19 protein-coding genes and 1 rRNA gene are annotated in these 22370 nt (G+C 49.7%); 16 read left to right on the top strand and 4 right to left on the bottom strand.

Annotated features, from left to right (window positions below; translation table 11 throughout):
- Positions 1–182 (top strand): 23S ribosomal RNA (locus GJ688_RS13245); the annotation flags it as partial.
- A 353-nt stretch (positions 183–535) separates the two neighbouring features.
- Here GJ688_RS13245 and GJ688_RS13250 read toward each other — a convergent pair.
- Complete coding sequence (locus GJ688_RS13250) at positions 536–907, bottom strand: hypothetical protein (RefSeq protein ID WP_170291970.1); 372 nt, start codon at positions 905–907, stop codon at positions 536–538.
- 214 nt (positions 908–1121) lie between these two features.
- Positions 1122–1802, bottom strand: coding sequence for a hypothetical protein (locus GJ688_RS13255; RefSeq protein ID WP_155477038.1), 681 nt, complete (start codon positions 1800–1802; stop codon positions 1122–1124).
- A 344-nt stretch (positions 1803–2146) separates the two neighbouring features.
- Between GJ688_RS13255 and GJ688_RS13260 the strand changes: the two genes are divergently transcribed.
- The 8 genes from GJ688_RS13260 to GJ688_RS13300 all read left to right on the top strand — a co-directional run bounded on the left by GJ688_RS13260 (position 2147) and on the right by GJ688_RS13300 (position 11386).
- Complete coding sequence (locus GJ688_RS13260; protein WP_155477039.1) at positions 2147–2266, top strand: phage holin family protein; 120 nt, start codon at positions 2147–2149, stop codon at positions 2264–2266.
- 803 nt (positions 2267–3069) lie between these two features.
- On the top strand, positions 3070–3573 hold the full coding sequence (locus GJ688_RS13270; protein ID WP_155477041.1) for an L-2-amino-thiazoline-4-carboxylic acid hydrolase: 504 nt from the start codon (positions 3070–3072) through the stop codon (positions 3571–3573).
- 136 nt (positions 3574–3709) lie between these two features.
- On the top strand, positions 3710–4891 hold the full coding sequence (locus tag GJ688_RS13275) for an ABC transporter substrate-binding protein (RefSeq protein WP_155477042.1): 1182 nt from the start codon (positions 3710–3712) through the stop codon (positions 4889–4891).
- 336 nt (positions 4892–5227) lie between these two features.
- Positions 5228–6100, top strand: a complete 873-nt coding sequence (locus GJ688_RS13280) for a branched-chain amino acid ABC transporter permease (RefSeq protein WP_155477043.1) — start codon at positions 5228–5230, stop codon at positions 6098–6100.
- A gap of 3 nt (positions 6101–6103) precedes the next feature.
- Positions 6104–7144 carry a branched-chain amino acid ABC transporter permease gene (locus tag GJ688_RS13285; RefSeq protein ID WP_207708812.1) on the top strand — a complete coding sequence of 347 codons (1041 nt, stop codon included), beginning with the start codon at positions 6104–6106 and terminating at the stop codon, positions 7142–7144.
- 72 nt (positions 7145–7216) lie between these two features.
- Positions 7217–7978, top strand: coding sequence for an ABC transporter ATP-binding protein (locus GJ688_RS13290; RefSeq protein ID WP_170291971.1), 762 nt, complete (start codon positions 7217–7219; stop codon positions 7976–7978).
- A gap of 328 nt (positions 7979–8306) precedes the next feature.
- Entirely contained in the window at positions 8307–9833 is a 1527-nt protein-coding gene (locus GJ688_RS13295; RefSeq protein ID WP_155477046.1) for an adenosine deaminase family protein, read from the top strand.
- A 371-nt stretch (positions 9834–10204) separates the two neighbouring features.
- On the top strand, positions 10205–11386 hold the full coding sequence (locus GJ688_RS13300) for an MFS transporter (protein ID WP_155477047.1): 1182 nt from the start codon (positions 10205–10207) through the stop codon (positions 11384–11386).
- Between the two features lie 114 nt (positions 11387–11500).
- Here the strand turns inward: GJ688_RS13300 and GJ688_RS13305 are convergent, their stop codons facing one another.
- Positions 11501–11977, bottom strand: a complete 477-nt coding sequence (locus tag GJ688_RS13305; RefSeq protein ID WP_170291972.1) for a staygreen family protein — start codon at positions 11975–11977, stop codon at positions 11501–11503.
- A 126-nt stretch (positions 11978–12103) separates the two neighbouring features.
- Here GJ688_RS13305 and GJ688_RS13310 point away from each other — a divergent pair, with 126 nt between their 5' ends.
- The 3 genes from GJ688_RS13310 to GJ688_RS13320 all read left to right on the top strand — a co-directional run bounded on the left by GJ688_RS13310 (position 12104) and on the right by GJ688_RS13320 (position 15362).
- Positions 12104–13543 (top strand): hypothetical protein, encoded by a 1440-nt coding sequence (locus GJ688_RS13310; RefSeq protein ID WP_155477049.1) that lies wholly within the window; start codon positions 12104–12106, stop codon positions 13541–13543.
- A 110-nt stretch (positions 13544–13653) separates the two neighbouring features.
- Positions 13654–14364, top strand: a complete 711-nt coding sequence (locus GJ688_RS13315) for an S-layer homology domain-containing protein (RefSeq protein WP_170291973.1) — start codon at positions 13654–13656, stop codon at positions 14362–14364.
- Positions 14250–15362, top strand: coding sequence for a glycosyl hydrolase family 18 protein (locus GJ688_RS13320; protein ID WP_155477051.1), 1113 nt, complete (start codon positions 14250–14252; stop codon positions 15360–15362). The genes GJ688_RS13315 and GJ688_RS13320 overlap by 115 nt, the downstream gene beginning before the upstream one ends.
- Before the next feature lie 111 nt (positions 15363–15473).
- Here GJ688_RS13320 and pdxK read toward each other — a convergent pair whose 3' ends face one another.
- Positions 15474–16280 (bottom strand): pyridoxine/pyridoxal/pyridoxamine kinase, encoded by an 807-nt coding sequence (gene pdxK / locus GJ688_RS13325; RefSeq protein WP_155477052.1) that lies wholly within the window; start codon positions 16278–16280, stop codon positions 15474–15476.
- Positions 16281–16523: 243 nt separating this feature from the next.
- On the opposite strand from pdxK, the gene GJ688_RS13330 reads away from it, so the two are divergent.
- The 4 genes from GJ688_RS13330 to GJ688_RS13345 all read left to right on the top strand — a co-directional run bounded on the left by GJ688_RS13330 (position 16524) and on the right by GJ688_RS13345 (position 22323).
- Positions 16524–16709 carry an H-type small acid-soluble spore protein gene (locus tag GJ688_RS13330; protein WP_170291974.1) on the top strand — a complete coding sequence of 62 codons (186 nt, stop codon included), beginning with the start codon at positions 16524–16526 and terminating at the stop codon, positions 16707–16709.
- A gap of 273 nt (positions 16710–16982) precedes the next feature.
- Complete coding sequence (gene msrB, locus GJ688_RS13335; RefSeq protein WP_268892077.1) at positions 16983–17930, top strand: peptide-methionine (R)-S-oxide reductase MsrB; 948 nt, start codon at positions 16983–16985, stop codon at positions 17928–17930.
- Between the two features lie 428 nt (positions 17931–18358).
- On the top strand, positions 18359–20017 hold the full coding sequence (locus tag GJ688_RS13340; protein ID WP_155477054.1) for a glutamine--tRNA ligase/YqeY domain fusion protein: 1659 nt from the start codon (positions 18359–18361) through the stop codon (positions 20015–20017).
- A 329-nt stretch (positions 20018–20346) separates the two neighbouring features.
- On the top strand, positions 20347–22323 hold the full coding sequence (locus GJ688_RS13345; protein WP_155477055.1) for a methyl-accepting chemotaxis protein: 1977 nt from the start codon (positions 20347–20349) through the stop codon (positions 22321–22323).
- Positions 22324–22370: the final 47 nt, after the last annotated feature.

Consider the following 22370-nt stretch of genomic DNA (forward strand, 5'->3'; position numbering starts at 1 on the left):
GTAGCTATGTCGGGAGCGGATAAGCGCTGAAAGCATCTAAGCGCGAAACCGACCCAAAGATGAGACTTCCCACTACGATAAGTAGGTAAGACCCCAGGAAGATGACCTGGTCGATCGGCCCGAGATGTACACGCTGTGAGGCGTTCAGTAGACGGGTACGAATCGGTCGAGGACTTGACCTTACATCGCTTTACTAAACAACTTCTGTGTGGTTTTCTTGGAATAACAAAAGGGGATTATCGCTAAAAGGGCGGTAGTCCCCTTTCTTGTTGTTTTTAGTCCAAGGGTATAGTGCAAAAAAATAGACGGGGCACACAAAAAGGGTGAATCATCGTATCGGAGTACAATTGGAGTTCAATAAAAAGTATAGAAGTTTAGCGAATATAGCCCAAGTAGATTTCTGAGGCCCTCACTGTCTAGACGAACCTCAGAAGGATTCTCGGACAGATGCAGCCCCCTTGGTAAATGCCCTTTTGTCAAATTTCTCCGGTTTGATAAATAGGGTAGGGGTAATGAATGCATAGTTGTTGAACTTTTAGCCGATATAGGTCACTTTCTCTCCGCGCGTAAGGGAACCGGCTGTCGCGTATCCGGACGATGCAGGCCCAGTGTACGTTGTGCCGCTGGTATTCACATATCGGATGATGTTCTGGTTCGTGATCGTCGATATCGACTCGGTGACATTAACAGTGGTGGTGGGAACGTAACCTCTTTTCTTAGTGTTTGAACCGGTAACCGTGTACTCGATGTACGTCCAAGAGCCTTCATTCCAGATGCGGTTACTCTTTCGTTCTGGGCTACACTGTCTGCCTGGGGATAAAGGCTTGTAGTATGCCGTTTCGGGTACTTCTCCACCACTGCCGGTCACGTAATTTCCGTCGAACTTTTCGACGGAAACGATGTTCACTACACGGAAGCGCACGTAGGTGGAACGGATGGCGTTGTCAAGAAACGACCAAGTCGAACTTCCCCGACGGCAGAACAGCGTGCGGCTACAAAGTATTATAATCAGAAGGATTTGCGGAAACAAAAGCAGGGGTATAAAACCCCTGCTTTTGTGCAATTATGTGTTTTCAACCAAAATAAGAGCCTATAGATTTAGCACACTTGTATTTGCAGACTTATTTTTTAGTGACTGACAATAGGAAGTAACCTGTTTCGTAAAATCGGATAACATATTCTTTAGTATATATAACTTTTTTAAAACTGTCATCTTCATAGAAATCGACGAGTAAGGTTAATTTATCTTGGTCGAACTTTTTATCCTTGATTTTAGTCCAAACATCTCCTCCAAATCCTGTTATTGTCCGAAGAACAACCGCATTTTCCGTTGCAGAATAGCCAATAATTTTTGTTGACTCTAACAAATAATGCTCAAAGTATCGATCTAGTTGAGCCCTTATATCTTTGATGGGTATATGGAACATATTATCCTTTTGACTATACCAAAGCCTTTCATATTCCTCATATTTGGAATGATCCAGCGAATACAAAAAAAACATAGAGAGGGCCTCAGAAGGAATTTCATCTGAATTTTTAAAGTTTAGTTCGTTTTTTTCTACCAATGCAATCTCTAGTCCGTTGATGTAGTTATACAATAGTTCCTTGTCAGTCAAGTTTTTGATACTCTTCATAAAAACAGGCGTCTGGTTATCTATCCGTTCAGTTTGATTATCGACAGATACTTGTGGTCTCTCTTGCGAAGATATTTTGGGCGTTGTGTTTAATTTTTTTATATCCGCACAAGCAGACAGTGATGTCACAATAAGCAATAACAGAATTATACAGATTGATTTTTTCATAATAACTACACTCCTTTGCTTCGCTCAGATAGAATCGTAATAAGATTTGAACATAACTAAAATATCCCATGGTAAATATATTATTTTCATCACAATTGTCCTAGGAAGCTTGATTCCGCAGGGCTGTCATCTCGGCGGCCTTGTATTTTTTCTAGCCTGCCAAGTCACTGCCCGCCAGCAACTGTTCCCCGATCAACTAGAAAAAGTGATTTGTCAAATGAACCGTTAGTTAATGTGAGTTATTGTGCCAGGAAAAATGAAAAAATGTCATAAGAACAAAAATCAGGCATTCCTTCTCTTTGCATTCGAAGGGTTGGTATTATGCCTGACGACTAAGAACCTGATTGTCAAAGTATCTATCTAGTGAAGGAATCATTTTGCTGGAGAAAGCAGCAAAAATGGGGGTCCCATTTCCACAGAAGCTGAAGGCCCTTCTACAAAATAAACCTAGCTCTGATGCGTAATTTTCTCTTTATTTCTTTTTTCCCGTCATCAACCTTTCTCGTTTAGCTTTATTCGATTCTGCATAGTGGTTCCCAATCCGATGCAGTTGCCTATGCACCAGGAATTTCAACCTATTTAAGCACCGATAAGAAATAACTCATAATCTTTACTATCTTATACATTTATTGGTAGTAGTTGCATTTTTATTTTATCAAAAAAATTTCTTTTTTGCACCTACTACGTTAATCCCATATATACGTCTGAGAAGGGCAAGAGAGCTTCTCCTTCTCACCGGCACCAAGGGCTGGCCCCGGCATCATGTTTCGCTATTAGCAACTTCATCGGTTGTTCAACAGCCCAACCTAATATTTCTCCGGCCATTTCTCGAACTTCCAACTGTAACCCAGGCGGGATCTCCGTCAGGGTGTCTACTTTTCCTGATACCAAACAGATATCTTTGGTTTTTCCATGTTTTTAAGAACTTGTGTGGTTTTTAAGGAACAAGAAAAGGTCTATCGCAGTGAATTGCGACAGACCTTTTTCTTTTACGTGACAAACGGACAAATTTCAAAAATTGTATTGTTGACACATGCATAATTTGCGATTACACTTATCCTAGTAAACCGACTAAGATACGTGTATATACCGCCGACCAGAAAAACTGGAGGCTAGGAAAATATCTGCCCCATGCTTATGCATGGCCTGGCAGTAATTCCTGGCCTCCTTTTTGCATCCCGGAACCGAACCATACTTGGATTTACAAAACATGCTCGATTCACGACATTCAACCCAAAACATTCATACTTAAAAAGGAGTGCTGCACATGTCTCAACAAACCACACAGCCGCAACCGCTCGAATCTGTCTCCATCGACACCCTTCGCCAAGCCTTCCAGGACCGGGCCACTTGGTATTATTTGCTCTTAAAAGAAGCCGCTGCTCGGGGGTATGACGCCGAAGCTATCGCGAAAAGTGCCATCTACGCCTTTGGCGTGGACAAAGGTAAAAAGATGGAATCTACGGATGACCTCAACCGTTTCCTGGAGCAGTTCGCCAACCCTGTCGTCCGGTCCGTATTCGACATGCGCGTAGCAGAACTGACCGATAGCCAGTTAGTTGTCGAGTTTCACCGTTGCCCCTTAGTGGACGCCTGGAAAGAGCGCCATGGCTGTACTGTAGAAGAGACAGACAAGCTCTGCGATTGGGCCGTTCAAGGTGACCATGGGCTGATGGCTAACTTCCCCGGAATTGAATTCACTCCGGAAAAACGCATTGGTGCCGGCGAGACCTATTGCCGAATGGTCTTTCGTAAAAAGGCGGCTGAGTAATTGCGTCGTATGTCTTCAACATTGTTTGTTTACAACAACGTTTGTCTTCAACAGCATTGGCTGTGATCTCGACATTAACACCTGGAAAACGATGATCGTTACCCACAACTTCAAGATTTGACAAAGGAGAGTTCTCATGAAACTTTCATTTCTCCATAAATACAAAAAGCTAATCGGCGCAGGACTGGTATCAGCTATGTTGCTCCCTGTCCTTGCCGGCTGCAGCAACAGCAGTACGACCGGTTCCTCCGGCAGCGATGCGGCGGGAGCGGGCAATGAAATCGCCATCGGACTTACAGCTCCATTAAGCGGCGACTATGCTGAATACGGCACCGTCTTCAAAAACTCCCTTGACCTGGCTATCGAGAAGGTTAACGCCAAGGGAGGCATCAACGGCAAAACCCTGAAATTGATCCCTGCCGACAGCAAAGCCGACCCGAAAGAAGCGGCAAACATCGCCCAGAAATTCGTTTCGGATAAAAAGGTCCTCGCCGTTGTCGGTGACTTCACGAGCACCGCTGCCATGGCTGGTTCACCGATTTACCAAAAAGGCGGATTAGTTCAATTTTCGCCGACGTCATCCCATCCTGACTTCACCAAACAAGGCGATTACATATTCCGGAACATCGCCACGCAAGAGGTAGAAGCGCCCTTGTTGGCTGAATATGCCGTCAAAGATTTGAAGAAGAAGAACATCGCCGTTATCTATATCAAAAACGACTGGGGCATTGTGACCAAAGATTATTTTGTCAAAGGTGTCCAAGACCAAGGTGGCAACATCATCGACGTCGAGGAATACCTGCCCGAGCAGGGGAAAGACTTTAGTGCCATCCTCACGAAGATCCGGGAAAAGAACCCCGATCTGTTGTTCCTGGCCAATATGTACACCGATGCGGCTCTTGTCGCTCAACAAGCCCGGAAGACTGGTTTTAACGTTGACCTTATGGGCACAGGTTCCTTGTACTCCGGTGAACTGCTGCGTATCGGCGGACCGGCCGTCGAAGGCCTCTATCTGACCTGCTCGTTCCACCCGGAAGACCCCCGTCGGGAAGTGCAAGAATTCGTCAAAGCGTATACGGCGAAATACGGTATCGCTCCGACTCAGTTTGCTGCACAAGCGTATGATGCCATCAATATGATCGTAGCCGCTCTCGAATCAGGCGCTACAGATCGCCAGAGCTTGCGCGATAAACTAGCTGCGATAAAAGACTTTCCTGGTGTCACCGGAAAAACGACCTTTGACGCCAATCGAAATGTGGATAAGAAACCAACGAAACTGGTCGTTCATCAAGGTAAGTACGTCCTTTACAAACACTAAACTCTATTACGAAAGTAGTTTGAAGGATAGACATATTCGACGGAAAGTTTATCTCTGAGCATATGGGTGTAAATGTTCGCTTAACTGTAAGGTTCATCTCAAACTCCTTGATAACGTTAAAACCTAGTCAAGATTACCGAGTCCCAAGATAACTAATATTCGTATCCAAAACATTGGGTTTTTTTCGTGAGACCTCTTGCCAGGGCGGATTCCATGGAATCTGCCCTAAAAACTAATGTTATTCAACACATTGATGTTGCGGTTTTCAGAGTGATTACGTCAACAAATGAAGTCTAGTAGGAATTACTCTTGCCGGAAAGGCGGTGACCGAGCCCCATGTTTTTGGAACAAATCCTCAACGGTTTGGCCCAGGGCAGCATTTACGCACTGATCGGCATCGGCTTCGCCCTCATCTTTGGTGTCCTCGGGCTCGTCCATTTTGCCCATGGCGAGGTCTACATGATCGGCGCATTTATCGGCTTTCTGATGATCACGGCCTTTCACCTGCCTGTCTGGGCCGCCCTTTTACTGGCCATCGCCGGTGCGGCTTTCGTCGGCTTCCTCGTCGAATTGCTCAACTTCCGGCCTTTGCGAAAAGCACCGGAGTACGCCTCCATGATCTGTACACTCGGATTGTCCGTGGTTTTGCAAAACGCTGCTATGCTGATCTGGGGAAGCGATACAAAATCACTACCCTTGTCCTCCGAAAATGTGGCTTTCTCCTTTTTCGGTGCCAAGCTGTCGATGGAACAGATCCTCATCTTCACTGTCTCCCTTGGACTCATGGTTGGACTGCAGTACATCCTTTACTGCTCTAAGCTGGGCAAGGCCATTCGGGCCATCGCCCAGAACCGGGAAGCGGCTGCCCTCATGGGCGTGAATATCAATCAGGTCATCGCCGCCACCTTTGCCATCGGTTCCGGTCTCGGCGGAGCAGCGGGAGTCCTGGTGGGCCTCTACTACAACGCCTTTTACCCGACGATGGGTTTCATGGCTGGATTGAAAGCCTTTACGGCTACCGTTCTCGGCGGTCTCACCAGTGTGCCGGGGGCTGTTCTCGGCGGCATCATCTTGGGAGTCGTCGAGAACATCACCGCCGCCTATATTTCTTCAGGATTTCGCGATCTCGTCGCCTTCGTCATTCTGATTCTGGTCTTATTCATCCGGCCTTCAGGTATCTTTGGACGGGGCATCCAGGAAAAGGTCTAGGTGATGAACATGTCAAAATCCCTGTTAACATCCATCCTGCGAAGGATCGACGAAAAAGAAAAAAGCCTATACTTGTTATTGCTGATCGCCGTCGCTATTCTTCCACTGGCATCGCAAAGTGACTATGTCCTTCGCATCGCCACTCTTTGTGGAATATATATCGTCCTCGCCTTAGGATTGAACCTGGTCACCGGTTACGCCGGTCAGATGTGTCTCGGCTGGGCTGCTTTTTACGGCATCGGCGCCTACACGTCGGCACTACTCGTCATGCGCCTGCATGCCAGCTTTTGGCTGGCGTTGCCTGCGGCGGGTCTCATGGCCGCCTTCTTCGGCCTGCTCTTGGGCATCCCGACGATGCGCTTGAAAAACACCTACCTGGCGATCACGACCTTGGGATTCGGTGAAATCGTCCGTCTCATCTTGCTCAACTGGACTGACTTGACCCGCGGTTCGATGGGATTGCCGGGGATTCCGTCACCGTCCTTTTTCGGCATCGACTTGGACGGGAAGCTTTTTTATTACTATTTCATCGTTGTGCTTGTGATCGTGACCTTGGTCACGATGGCCCGGCTCGTGGACTCTCGGCTCGGACGGGCACTGCAAGCGATTCGAGAAGACGAACTGGCCGCCAAAAGCATGGGCATCGACACAACCCGTTACAAAATCGTCGCTTTTGCCATCGGCGCATTTTTCGCAGGTATCGCCGGCAGTTTTTTCGCTCATTACTCGGCCTACATCGATCCCCATAACTTCGCCTTTGGCGAATCCATCGCTGTATTATCGATGGTCATCTTGGGAGGCATGCGCAGTCTTCCCGGTGTCGTCTTTGGCGCTGTCGTACTGACCTTATTGCCAGAGGTGCTCCGGGAAGCCGCAGAGTATCGCATGATTGTCTTCGGTGGAATTCTCATGCTGACCATGCTACTGCGGCCGCAAGGCATATTTGGGGGAGTGCAGAGGAAAAAGGTGTCTCTGACTCCTGAGGCCGTCGGTCAGGGGAAGCAACCTCTATATCAAAACCGGTTGCCAGAAAAAGCGGGCTGAAAAAACAGGCTGAAAAAGCGACCACCAATCACCAATAATAGGACTGATGTAAAAAAGCCGGGAGGGTTGTCTGTGTCCCTGCTCAACATTGACAGAGTGACGAAACGATTTGGCGGGCTCATCGCGGTAGACAACTTCTCGGCCCGCATCGACGAAGGAACCATCACCGGTCTTATCGGCCCTAACGGTGCCGGAAAGACGACCGTTTTCAACCTGCTGACAGGCATTTATCCCGTTGATGAGGGGGATATCTTCCTGGGCAACCAGGCCATCACCAACCAAGCGCCCCACCGGATCGCCACCGCCGGTGTTGCCCGCACCTTTCAAAACATCCGCTTGTTCAAAGAGCTTTCCGTTCTCGATAATGTTCGTATCGGCGCCCACAGCCGAGGAAGGGCCGGTATTTTCGGTGCGATCTTCCGTAACAGAGCGGCTCGGAGAGAGGAGGCCACCATCCATGCCAAGGCCATTCAACTGCTGCAAGAGGCGGGATTGGCCGAGTATAGCAGTGAACTGGCAGGAAACCTCAGTTACGGCCTGCAGCGCAAGTTGGAGATCGTCCGAGCCCTCGCCGGAGAGCCGAGATTGTTGATCCTTGACGAGCCGGCGGCCGGCATGAATCCTCGGGAGACAGAGGAATTGATGGCCTTTGTCCGGCGTCTCCATGACCGGGGATTGACGATCTTGCTCATCGAACACGATATGAAGCTGGTGATGAGCCTCTGCCAAAGGGTTATCGTCATGGATCATGGACAAAAGATCGCTGAAGGTCCTCCCGAAGAGATCCGAACGAACCGGGCCGTCGTAGAGGCCTACCTGGGCAAAGGGGCGTAATGATAGAGGAAAACCATCTCTCAGTATGGGTATTTTACCGGTGGAGAAAAACTGGGCCTAATGACGGTGCGAACATTTTGGCGTACTTCGGAAACCATCGAACCATAGGAAAGTCAAAAGCGTCCGAAGCATTACGTTTTTTTCTTGAAAAGAAAATCACCAAGCTTGAGGATATTGTAAATATGTAGATTGACAGATAAAAAATAGAAATCGTACAATGGAAGTATCAAAAGGTGTACATGACAAAAAAGCCCTCTCCTCTGTTTATTCATAACTGAGAAGAGGGCTTTTTTATAGGGTAGATAAAAAAGTCGAGGAGGGATAGGAAATGGGTTATCGGTCCAATCACTGGAGGCGAGTATTGCAAGTTGTAGCCGTCACTGCCATGTTAGGCCTTCCGGCCCAAGCGGTCTTCGCTGACGAGGCCGCCACAGTAAGACACTTTGAAGAGGCGAAAAGCAACGAAGCTGAACTGACCGCTTTCTTGAAGGAGATGCCGAAAGGAGCCGACCTTCACAATCACGTCACCGGTGCCATCTTCGCCGAATCGATGTACGACAAAGCGGTAAACACGGACAACCTGTACTACGACACAAGCACGGGATATTTTGTGCAAAACCCAGGCCCGACGACCGTACCGGCGAGTCAGTTAAAGACAAGCAGAACGCTGGGGAGGAAATTTTACGACGCCGCCACGATGCGAGGGAACTTGCCGGGAACCAACGGACATGATCACTTCTTCGATGCCTTCGACGCCTTTCGCCCGGTGAGCAACGGTATGGATCCCGATCAAGTCCTGGCAGAAGTGGTCGGTCGGGCGCAGGCTCAGAATGTGCAATACTTAGAGTTGATGACGTCGGTGGCGCCGCAAAATGCGTTGAACAGCGCCTTAAGCAATCCGCCCGCCTTAGACAACTGGGAAGAAGCTTGGAAAGTGATGGAGCAGCGATTCCCCGATCTGCTAGCCGCATCGAAACAGTATCTAGATGAACGGGATCAAAAGGTAGCCAAACTGCTGCAAGTTCCGGCACCGATCCCTGGTACGGCAGGTCCGACGAACATGCGCTACGTATATAGTGTTGATCGCAATAAACAGTTACCTGATTTTTTTGCAGCTATGGCCTGCGGGATGGCGATTGTCCAAAGCGATCCTCGCGTCGTCGCTGTGAATATGGTGTCACCGGAAGACTATTACGTCTCCCGGAAGGATTTCGAGAGCCAAATGCGAATTATAGATTTTCTATGGCGCAAATTCGGAAAGCCCCATGTGACCCTTCACGCCGGGGAACTCACCTTGGAATACTCTCCCGTCGAAGTGATGCGCTCACGGATCCGGAAGAGCATTGAAGTGGGTCATGCCGAGCGGATTGGACACGGTGTGTCTATCGCCTGGGAGGACCGGTTACCGCAATTGTTGGAGGAGATGCGGCAAAAGGGAGTGGCCGTAGAAATTTGTTTGACCAGTAACGAGGGGATTCTCGGCGTCGCTGGCGATCAACATCCCCTTCCCTTATATCGAGAAGCCGGTGTTCCGATCACCTTGAATACGGATGACGAAGGGATCAGCCGGAGCAATCTCACCACCGAATATGTCAAGGCCGCCAGTGAATTTAAGTTATCCTATGAAGAACTCAAAGATATCGCCCGCAATAGCTTGGAATACTCGTTTCTGCCGGGAGGAAGTTTGTACATAAATCGAGATTACAAGAAGTTGCAAGGAGAATTCGCCCGTGTCAGAGAGCCGAATTGGCAACCTGATGGGCAGGCGAAAAAGATGATGGACGAATCACAGAAACTGGCCGAGCAAGTTCGGTTAGAACGATCCTTCGTGGAATTTGAACAACGATATCATTAGGGGAGTTCGCCCTGTAGAGATTTTCTACAGCAAAAAATGACTGGGCTTGAAACGATTGTTTCGGCCCAGTCATTAATTCCCCATATGCATCATAGTGCTGCGTAGAAAAGTATGATTGCTGTGAAGAATGAGCTGCAAATACTGCTGTGAATAAGCTGCGAATAAGGAGTACCGATAAGCTGCGTCGATTACCCTATGTGGAAACCGAAAGTAGTGCAAGAGTGAGTTGCAGATATGGGGGAAAGATTGATCTTTCGATAACAAATATACCATGAACGTCCTATCGTGGCTAGAGGGCAATTGAAAAAAATCACAAGCACGAACAATGTATTTTATGGATGTAGGATAAGTAAAGATTGCGGGAGGGACCCATGAAGGAAGGCAGAGCTACCATCATCCTGTTTATCACACTCTTTCTCGTCATGGCCGGCTTCGGAGTCATCCTACCCACACTGCCCTATCTTGTGATCCACATGGGCGGAAATTCCATTTCTCTTGGTTTTCTCACAGCGTCCTATTCATTGTTGCAGTTCTTTTTTGCGCCTCTTTGGGGACGATGGTCTGATCGCATCGGTCGCCGCCCTGTGCTGCTTATCGGATTGAGCGGATATGGCGTGACCTTTATTTTGTTCGGGTTGGCCTCGCAGTTGTGGATGCTGTTTGCCATCCGGCTGCTTTCCGGGATGATCTCTTCAGCCACCTTACCGACAGCGATGGCCTACATGGCCGATATCACTCCTGCCGAAAAGCGTGCCAGCGGCATGGGGATGATGGGTGCAGCCATGGGTTTGGGTATGATCGTCGGACCAGCTCTAGGCGGCTGGCTCGGCCATTATGGTTTTTCAATCCCCTTTTTTGTCGCTGGAGCGATGGCATTAATGACGATGCCTTTTGCCTTTGCTCTGCTGCCGGAATCACTCAAAGAGGAAAATCGAAGAACGGAAGCCTCAACGGATTCAAACCCGTGGCCCCTGTTGCGTGCCTTCCGCCATCCCCAACGGTGGCTCTTTGGGCTCACCTTCATCATCAGTTTCACCATGGCCCTCTTTGAAGGGACCTTTGCCTTGTTCTCCTACGAGCGGTTTCAATTCGGCACTCGGGAGATGGGATTCTTATTTGCTGCCCTTGGTTTTTTGGCTGTCCTCATCCAGGCAGGGCTGATGGGCAAACTGGTAAAACGCTTTGGCAACGTGAGGTTGATTATGGGCGGATTGATCCTGTCTGCATGCGGCCTGACCTTGACGCTGTTTGCTCCAGCAGTTCTATGGCTTTTTTTGTTTACGGCCCTATACAGCATGGGCAGTTCCATCTTGCGCCCCAACGTTTCAACACTGGTATCCCAAACAGCCCCGGAAGGGCAGGGGATATCCCTGGGGATCATGCAGTCCTTTGACAGTCTAGGCCGGATCATGGGGCCCATCGTCGGGGGAGCCTTATATCATCTATGGTTTGGTCTGCCTTATTTGGCCGGAGCGCTGTCGGTAGCTGTGACGTTACTTGTGTCTTGGAAACGGCTGCAGGGATATGGCAGGCTTTTGGAAGAACAATCATAAGTATTCATCGAGTTACCTGAGTCACCTGAGTCGCCCGAGTCTCTTGAGTAATTAATCAAGAAACACCACAGTGATTCCCCCTTATGAGGGGCTGTTTGCTGATGCACGAGACTTTTAGGAAGTGATCTTCGAGGTCTTTCGGAAAAGGCTATAATTAGCAGGTGTCCCCCAATTCTCCAACCGCCGGTACTCGGGATGGGTCGAATCGAAATAGACGATAACCGGCGCCTGATCCAGTTCGGGATGCATGGCGAAAAACGGCCGGTCGCCGTAACGGATCGATTGCAGCACCAGCGGCAACTCACGGCGGAATATATAGTTGCGCCGAGCCGATGTGCCCTTGTCCAGCCCACCGTTTACATAAAGATAGACGTACAGGATGAACCTGTCATCCATGATACGCCACTCTGCGAGAGCCTCGTCCCGCAAGGCTGTGATTTTATCATAGGCATATTCCGGTGCGATCGTTAAAAAGAGGTCGCCCGTTTCATCGGAGTGGGTCAAAGTGTAACGCCGGGGTATCACAGGCGATGTTGCCGTGACGCCGGACCGGTAATCCACAAACAGCTTCTCCGGGTTCAATCCTGCCACTGTCCAGCCCCCCTGTTTATTCATTGCTATTATTCTATTTGAGCGGAAGGCGGCTTGAGACAAGAGATACGATAAGTACAACTTTATCGATCTCATGATGATCATAGAAAAAGGTGAACCACGAGAATGAAAAAAGTCGCTCCTTTCGTCGGCGCTCTGTTGGTTGTCGCCGGAATGGCCGCTTACCTGATTTACGGTTATACCTGTGAGGAGTTGGAAGATGGTAACAAGGTATTCGCCAACCCTCTGCGCTGGACTATTGGTGAAAAGGTTCCTAAGGAAATCTTCGATCAGGCCCAATCGCTCAGTCAGGGTCAGCGGTTAGAAGAAGGACCGGCGGATGACCTCTTTTTCAGCAACGTTCCAGAACTTCCTATCTATACGGGTGTGCTGACGAGAGTGGATGATGTGCTGGCCCCAACGGGTGTGACCAAAGCACTCTTTTCCCATTTCAATATGCTGGTCAACTTTACGACCAACCCACTATCTAACTACCGTGCCAAAGTCGGTCTGATCGTTACGAACAACACGGGCATACCGATTGATGTTTATATGCGCCGAAACGCAAAGGGTGTGAATGTAGACGAAAAGGATGTTCGGTTGCTCCAGGATGACCTGGCACCGCGTAACCCCGCCACGAACGAAGACATCTATTATGGAAGCCAACTGGGAAATAAAGTCGTTCATGAATTCTTCCGTTCCGTGAGCCAAGGGGAAACAAAAGTAGCCTCGCTCCGGCCGGGCGAAGATTATTATTGGTACGAAAAAGCAGGCACACGTGCCTGGGCGATCGGCATGGCGGAGTTTGTCTTCCGGGACAGCACCAGCGGGAAAATCCTCAAGCAGGGAGATCTCCCGGCTTCGCAAGGGATTCAGATGCGCAGCTTTATCTGTGAGTTGAGTACAGAGCTCAAAGAATTTTCTCGTTGGGCCAGCGGACCAGAGACCATCTTAAATCAGAGCGACTATGAACATATCCACATGCGTGGGCTTATTTCTGCCGGTATCAACCGGACTTATTCCGTAAAATACGACGCCCGGAAAGAGGGGCTGCGAAGTCTTTTCCTCGGACCCGGTTTAAAGGACGGAACAGACAGCTCAGTGGCGGGGACAGCCCGGTATAAACCGGAAATGTTCCTCAACGACAAGGTAGGCGGAATAGACAAATACGGGCACATCGCTGGACAGCAAGTCAAGGAATTGCCCGTCGAGAATAATGGCTCTTATGGGATCGAATATCAAATCGAGATCGACGCCGAAGGTCCCTTTGCCATAGCGATTCAGGCCGCCGGAGCCGGCTATGAGCAGTTCGGCAAGCCGAAAGTGGACCTGTACAATCAGTGGATGACGGCCAAACTAGACGATGAGGTACGTACCCTCACCTTTCGGGACCCGAATTACTGGAGTTACTTCAGCGACTTTTCAAAGCTGGGTCCACTGGGAACGGGCAGGGTGTTTTTCGCGGTCGATCAAAGAGGGCACCATCAGCATACGCTTTCGTTGATCTTACCGCCGAACAATTATGCCCCCTACCGGGTTTTGCTGATGCCCGTATCGAGATGGTAGCAGCATCCTTTTAAAATTATACGTTCATGCCCCGTTGACTCACGGGCTATCATGCATTAATACTAATGGGGGCATGGGATATTTTCACAAAAGGTCTAGGAGATGAGGCAATGAAGTTACTCAGAACGAAGTGGTTAGCATCTGGCCTAATCGTGCTATTGCTTGTAGCCATGCTTCCGCTGACCGCTTTTGCCCAAACTCGTTTTGTCGACGCCGACGAAATTCCCAGTTGGGCTTCTCCGTCGGTCCAGGACTTAGTCGATTCGAAAATGCTAAGCGGCTATGCCGACGGCCGCTTTGCGCCGTCCGACCTGGTTACATATGAACAGGTCATCACGGGCATCTTCAATGTTTTATGGCTGCAGGACCAAGCGGCCGGCTTGAGCCAGAGCATGGCGGCCTTGCCTAACGTGTCTCCTTGGGCTCAAGGGTATGTGCAATTGGCGAAGCAGCGAGACATCATGAAGTCGCCGAACAACAACTCTCCCATACCGGCTCCAAATGATTACACCCAACCGGCCAACAGGGCTTGGGTGGCCGCATTTTTAGCCATGACCTTAGGCTACGACCAATGGCAGTGGGACTTGAACAACCGAATTCCTTTCACCGACATGGAAAGTATCCCTGTAGACTTGCGCATGATGGTGAATACGGCCGCTGATTTAGGGCTGGCTTCAGGTATGGGGATAACAAGTTCGAGCCGAACGTGCCCATCACACGTGCTCAATACGCGGTCATCCTGGAAAATGCCAAGAAACTGGCAGAGACATCGACCAGTCTCCGCAGCGTCTATCCCGCCGCACCTCCGAAAGAAACGTTAAATCCAGTCCGCATGGCCTTCTTCCAGAGAGGGCAGGGACAAGACGCCTCAGAGATCAATGGCCGAGTGATCGAAGCTCTAAAAAATCAACATACATATGTTCAGTATCTGAACATGATGAGTTACGGGATGAAGTCTGACGGTGACGTCTTTAACGGAGACAAGACCTTTGGGGACAGCTTCTTTGACGATGTAGAGAAGCTGGCTCACGAAAAGGGCTTGAAAACATTGGTCGTGCTGAACAACTATGATATTTGGCGCAACTGTTTTGATGCTCAATACGCCCATAGCGTGCTGACAAGTTCGGAAAAGCAGGAGAAAGTCATCCAATGGCTGGTGGAGGAGATCGAACAAAACGGGGACTCCGGGGTAAACATTGACTTTGAAGATCTCTACCCGGCAGACCGCGACTTGCTCACGCAGTTTGTGGCCAAAGTCAACGGCGAGATGAAAAAGCACGGTTGGACAACAGTGGTATCGGTCATGTGTAAAACCAATGACACCTATGACTACCGGTACTATGATTACGAAAACCTCGCGAAAAATGCCGACTATATCTTTGTCATGAGCTATGACATCTATAATCCCCGGGGAACGCCGCAACTACCGGGGCCCAACTACAGCATCCCCTTTGTAGAAAAAACCTTAAAATTCGCTGTCATGTCGGTGCCGCCGCAAAAACTGCTCTTAGGCGTGGGAAGCCACTCATGGATCTGGAACGACAGCGAAAGAACACAGATGCCGGCATGGAAAGCAGATCAAATGGTCGCCACCCAGCAGGCCACGGGATATAAAGATCCGGCCTATAACGCCTCCTATGCCACCTACAAAAGTGCCTCCGGCGGTACTGCCAAGGTATACTACCAGGATCAGCAAACTTATCAAACAGAGTTCGAACTCGTGAAAAAATACGGGCTCGGAGGATACGGGCTGTTCCCCTTGGGCTGGGAGACCGGTTCGCTTTGGACGGCTTTAAGGAATGTCTATCCGGGACAATAAAACCGAAGTGTAAAAACGTCCATAAGGAAACGGAAAGAGGAGGGGATAACCCCTCCTCAAATTTTTGACAAATTCTGTCTTCTGCAAAGTTGACTTATGCGTACGATCCAATTAGCAAAGGCCGCAGGTATTCCGGAATGCGCCATGGTTGGTCGGTCCGACATACTGGTTCAGCGGGAAAGAGTGGCGGATGGCGGCGGTTATGAATTGCTTCGCCGTATCGATGGCTTCCCGCACAGACTTACCTTTAGCCAATTCAGCAGTGATGGCTGCCGAATAGGTGCAGCCGGCGCCGTGAGTGTAAGCGGGGCTGAACTTTTCCGACTCAAGGAGGGTAAAGTCCTTACCGTCATAGAGCATGTCGACAGCCTTTTCATGTTGCAGCTTCGCACCGCCCTTGATCAGGACGTAGGCGACGCCCAACTCGTGGATCTTGGCAGCCGCTTCCTTCATATCGTCGACGGTCTTGATCGACCGGCCGGCAAGCAATTCCGCTTCAAAGAGGTTCGGTGTGACGACGGTTGCCTTTGGGATCAGCAGGTCCCGCAGGCCTGGCAGGTTGTCCGGCTGGAGCACTTCTTCGGTCCCTTTGCAGACCATGACAGGGTCGACGACCACATTTTTCAGATCATGCTTGTCAATCGTGTGAGCGGCCAGTTCGATAATTTCCGAACCGAGCATGCCTGTCTTTAAGGCGTCCACACCGATGGACAAGATCGTCGCCAACTGGGCTTCTACAGTCTTCACGTCGACGGGGAACACCAAGTGGCCCCATGTTTCCGGTTCCATGGCCACGATGGTCGTCAAGGCAGTCATGCCATAGACGCCCCGCTCTTGAAAGGTTTTCAAATCAGCTTGAATACCGGCGCCACCGCTGCTGTCAGAACCGGCGATGGTTAATGCTTTTGGAAGTGTCATCATAATCCTCCTCGATACTGTCTGTTATTATGTTTCGGAGATCCTCCCTGGTAAATACCGATCAGCGGTCGGACTGTTTCAATTATATCAACTAGGGTAAAGAATACAAATAAAAGTCATATTTCGAAGGTAAGCGAAACCTGACAGGATGGGTGAGGTTAAAAAGTGAGTATGAAAGGGATAGTTTTCCGGGGATATTTTTTGTGAAAGACTAGACATTAAGCGATGAAGGGAGTGGTTCGAATGCAAGCCGAACGTGCCGAGGAAATCATCAAGGCTTCCGGTATGATTGAGGTGCTTTATCAAGAAAGTCCCGTATGGCTGAAACAGGTTGATAAGAACAAAAACACAGTCATGGTTCGAGACGACGATGGAAAGACGATGGAGGTCTCCCTGAACGACCTGCGCGAAACAGGTGTGGTTCAATAGCAGGGTTCTGACGTCTTGATGGCGAAAAGGGGCCTAAGCCCTGCGTACTAACAGCTTTAGGCCCCTTTTTATCTTAATGATAGAGATAGGAAAGAATCATTTTTAACGAGCTTAAATTACCGTTTAAAGTATAAGTTTAGTCTTGGAAAAAAGGTTTGGAAAACAGTTCAGTAAACACTACATAGTTGAATCGGAAGGTGACGAAGAGTGAACGAAGCAAAAGAGAACAAAGAGGTCACGAATCGTAATGATGGCGGCAATGGTCAAACGGCGTTGGCCACCTTTGCCGGCGGTTGCTTTTGGTGTATGGTGGGACCTTTTGAAGAACTGGATGGGATACATCAGATCCTTTCCGGTTATACCGGGGGGCATAAGGAAAATCCGACGTACCATGAAGTCTGTTCGGACGAGACCGGCCATTTTGAAGCGATCCAAATCACCTATGATCCAGCTGCCGTTGCCTATGAAACGCTGCTAGACAGGTTCTGGCGGCAAATCGACCCGACAGATCCGGGCGGGCAGTTTCACGACCGGGGCTCATCCTACCGCACGGCGATTTTCTATCATGACGAGGGGCAACGGGAAAAAGCGGAGGCTTCCAAAAAGGAATTAGAAGAAAGCAGGCGCTTTGACAAGCCCATCGTCACACAAATCCTACCGGCCTCCACTTTTTATCCCGCCGAAGCATACCATCAGGACTATCACAAGAAGAGTCCCTTTCGTTACGGTCTCTACCGCATGGGTTCGGGACGGGACGCTTTCCTTGAACAATATTGGAGAAAGCCGGAGAAGGCACAACTGAAACAAAAGCTCTCGCCAGTTCAGTACGAAGTAACCCAGAACAACGGCACGGAACCGCCTTTTCGCAACGAATACTGGGATAATCATCGTGAAGGGATCTATGTCGATATCGTCTCGGGAGAGCCGCTGTTTAGTTCTATAGACAAGTTCGATTCCGGCTGCGGCTGGCCCAGTTTTTCCCGCCCCCTTCATGAGGAAAAAGTCAAAGAGAAGATGGACCTCAGCCACGGGATGACCCGGACAGAGGTGCGCAGCCAAGGTGCCGATTCTCACCTCGGACACGTCTTTGACGATGGCCCGGCACCGGGGGGACTTCGCTATTGCATCAATTCAGCCGCCTTGCGATTTATTCCGAAGGAAGATTTGGAAAAGGAAGGCTACGGACAGTACAAGAGCCTTTTCGAAAAGAAAAATTCGTAAGCGTCTAGGTTTCGAATATCGCTGCAGGCCGGGTCCACCCGGCACTTAGCCCCTTTGATTTCGATGGGAAAGGCAGCGACTGTTAACCGTAAACCGTAAGGCTTGGGCAGGCTGCGGAGATCGGCCAACTTTTCAATATGGCAGTACTCTTTTTCCTTGGCCGACAAAGTGAGTCATGTAATTAACTTTCAACGACGAGAGACACCTCGATAGGTACATACCAAGTGTAAGGACGCCACAATGATGGGTAATAAATTCCAGGGGGATTATATAAAAAATTCATATCCCGCAGAAGGAGTCCCACCGTACTGTGTCAAAATAGGCAGGTATTGTTTGGCGTAGTGGACAGGTTATGATAAACTAAAATTTATAACAAGTGCCCTGCAATTGTGCCGTGAGAAATGATTTATTGAGAAAAGGGGATCGTCATGGAAACCAAATCAGCCCCATCTAACTTCATTAAAAACGTCGTGATTGAAGATAAAAAAGCCGGTCGGGTCGATACGGTGATTACCCGTTTTCCACCGGAACCGAACGGCTATCTGCATATCGGACATGCCAAATCGATTTGCCTCAACTTCGATCTGGCCGACGACTTTGGCGGCAAGACGAACCTGCGTTTTGACGATACGAACCCTGTCAAAGAGGATACGGAGTATGTAGAATCGATTAAGGAAGACGTACGCTGGCTGGGCTATGATTGGGACGGCCTTTTTTATGCTTCCGACTATTTTGAAGAAATGTACAACCGGGCCGTTTTGTTGATCAAAAAAGGTCAAGCCTACGTCTGCGACCTGTCAGCCGAGGAAATCCGGGAATCCCGGGGGACTCTGACTGAACCCGGCAAAGAAAGCCCCTACCGGAATCGCAGCGTCGAGGAAAATTTGGATCTCTTCGAGCGAATGCGCAAGGGCGAGTTCAAAGACGGCGAGAAAGTCCTTCGCGCCAAAATTGACATGGCTTCTCCCAACATCAACATGCGAGATCCCGTTCTTTACCGGATATCTCACGCCACTCACCACAACACCGGGGACAAGTGGTGCATCTATCCCATGTATGACTACGCTCACCCGCTGAGCGACGCTATCGAGGGGGTCACTCACTCCATCTGTACCCTGGAGTTTGAAGATCATCGTCCCCTCTACGACTGGGCTATCCGGGAATGCGAGATGGAACATGTATCCCGGCAGTATGAGTTCGCACGATTGAACTTGACCAACACGGTCATGAGCAAACGCTTCTTAAAACAACTAGTCGATGAAAAGATTGTCGACGGATGGGACGATCCCCGCATGCCGACCATCTCGGGTCTTCGCCGCCGCGGCTATACGCCCGAGGCGATTCGGAACTTCGCTCGTGAAATCGGTGTAGCGAAAGCCTACAGTGTGGTCGATTCCAAGATGCTGGAGCATTTCATCCGGGAAGATCTGAAGCTGAAAGCTCCCCGTACCATGGCGGTTCTGCGTCCTCTGAAAGTGGTCATCACCAACTATCCTGAAGATCAGGTCGAAATGCTCGACGCTGAAATCAACCCGGAAAACCCCGAGATGGGTATCCGCCAAATTCCCTTCTCCCGGGAGATCTATATCGAGCAAGACGACTTTATGGAAAATCCACCGAGCAAATACTTCCGGCTCTTCCCGGGCAACGAAGTCCGTTTGAAAAACGCCTACTTTATCAAGTGCCACGATGTCGTCAAGGATGAACAGGGCAACGTGGTGGAGATCCACTGCACCTACGATCCGGAGACGAAGAGCGGTTCCGGTTTCAACGCCCGAAAGGTAAAAGGAACGATTCACTGGGTCGATGCCAGCCAAGGAATACCCGCGGAATTCCGCCTCTATGAACCGCTGATCCTCGATGAGCAACAGGAAGAAGGCAAGTCTTTCTTGGAATACATCAATCCGAATTCCCTTGAGGTATTGTTTGGTTTCGTAGAACCCAACATGAAAGAAGCACAGCCTCAGGAGAAATTCCAGTTCTTCCGGCACGGTTACTTTAATGTCGATCCGAAGTTGACCTCAGAAGGAATGTTGATCTTCAACCATATCGTGTCGCTGAAAAGCTCATTTCAACTACCAAAATAAACTATCAAAGTAAAACGTTCATGTTCCGTTGGGTCAGAACATGTGACCAACAGGTTTTTGTACAAAAATCATTAGATACTCAAAAACGGGTCGCGACTGAAGAGTCACGACCCGTTTTTTTTAGTTGGATTTACCGCAGGTAGAATGCTCTGATTTTTACAGTATCAGGACCGAGTTGTTGAAACCATCCATGTTTTGTTATTTAATTATTCAGGGAAAGAGGATTTTCTCTAGTTTTGTCTAAATAATTACAATCCCAAAAAGAATCGAAGATTTATACATAATCGAGATGGATAATCAAAGAACGAAATAATGAAGGAAGGATTACGATGGCAATGTGGTTTAAAAAGTTGCGCCTACGCAGTAAGCTGCTGTTAGCATTCGCTCTCATTGGGATTATACCGCTGCTCACGGTCACCGCCATTACCTCGTATTTGAGTCAACAGGAACTGTCCAAAAATGCCTATGAGACGAACCGTGTCATCGCCACGAACCTAGCGGTGAACATCGAGAATGTGCTGAACGCACGGATCAGCGCCTTGAAAATTATGAGCCAGATGCCGGAAATGACGACGATGGAGCCAAGTCAGCAGTTACCCGCGATGAAAGCCGCAGGCAGTCAGTTTGTAGACATGGGGATGATTGTAGCTTTGCCCAATGGCCAACAGACGTTGCGTACGGAAGGTCAACTGCAAAACATCGCCGATCGGAAGTACTTTCAAGAGCTGCAAAAAGGGGCCGACTTGGTTGTCAGTGACGTCTTGATCTCGAAAGGGACCGGCCAACCTTCCGTGATCATCGGTGTACCGATGAAGGATGAACAAGGTCGTTTTATCGGGGCTCTCCTAGGAGTGCTAAACCTGGAGAAAACGGGTGATATGGTCGACGCTGTTGCGGTAGGCCAAACGGGATATGCTTTCGTCACGGATCATGCCGGTAAAATCTTAATCCATCCCAATCATGACATGATCCGCCAGCAAACCGATATCAGCATGCTGCCGCCGGTGCAAAAAGGAATGAAAGGTGAATCGGGCTCCGTAAGTTACGACTGGGAAGGGGTCCGCAAACTCGCCGGTTATGGCGTTGTTTCTCAGACCGGTTGGGTCGTCGTGACCCAGGTCCCGGAAGGGGAAGCCTTGGCAGCCGCCAAAAAGCAAATTACGATCAGTATCGCAGTAACTGCTATCGCTATCGCGATCGCTCTCGGAGTCGCCTACCTGCTAGCGGCCAGCTTGGTTCGGCCTGTCCATAAAATTATGGAGGGTACTGCCGCTGTCGCCAGCGGGGATCTGACGCAGACGATTCAAGTGGACGCACTCGACGAACTGGGCCAGTTAGCCAATGCCTTTAACGGGATGACAGAACAGTTGCGGGCACTGATTCGCCAAGTGAGCGAAAAGGCAGAGCGTTTGGCCGTCTCCTCGGAAGAGATGGCGGCTTCCAGCGAAGAAGTGACGGCGACGGCGACCGATGTAGCCCAGAATGTCGATAAAATGGCGAGTGATGCCGAAACCGGGAATACCTCCGTGGCTGAAGTCTCCCAGGTGCTGGTTGAACTATCTTCGCTCATCCAGATTGCCAAGTGTAACGGAGAAGAGGCGGCACACTCGTCAGAGGTGACCCAGATGGCGGCGAAGCGGGGAAAAGAGACGGTCGGAGAAGCGGTGCAGCGCATGAACAACATACGCAATCGCACTGTCGATGCGGAGCGTTTTATGGAAACATTGAGCCGCTATTCCCAGCAGATTGAACTCATCACCGATACGATTACCAATATTGCCGGGCAGACGAACTTACTTGCTTTGAACGCCGCTATCGAGGCAGCCCGAGCGGGCGAGGCCGGTCTTGGATTTGCCGTTGTCGCCGATGAAGTGCGCAAATTAGCCGAAGAATCGAACCGGGGTGCCGAGGAAGTAGCCGAACTGGTCAAAAAAGTGGCCGAAAGCACCGGACAAGCCATGGCCGCTACTCGCCAGAGCCGGGACGAAGTCGACCTGGGCGTTCAAGTGGCCGACCAGGCCCGGCGTTCTCTGGAAAACATTCTAGCCGCCGTCGATGAGACTGTGGAGAAGGTGATGGGGATCGTCCAGGTGACCAATGACGAGGTAGCCAGTTCCGAAAAGATCGTCGGCTTGATTCACAGCTTGGCATCGGTTGTTGAGAATACAGCTCAAAACGCTCAACAGATCGCAGCTTCCACGCAGGAAACGACGGCCGCGATGGAGACGATCGCTGCCGGAGCGGCAGAAAACAGCGCCACTGCCGTGGAGTTGAAAGAATCGGTCGCCCATTTTCGTGTTTGCTAGAAAATTAGCCGCAATCTAAGGGTTCACTATTACTGTGCTAAATAGGT

The sequence above is a fragment of the Heliobacterium mobile genome (genome assembly GCF_009720735.1).
GTDB classification, from domain to species: Bacteria; Bacillota; Desulfitobacteriia; order Heliobacteriales; family Heliobacteriaceae; genus Heliobacterium; species Heliobacterium mobile.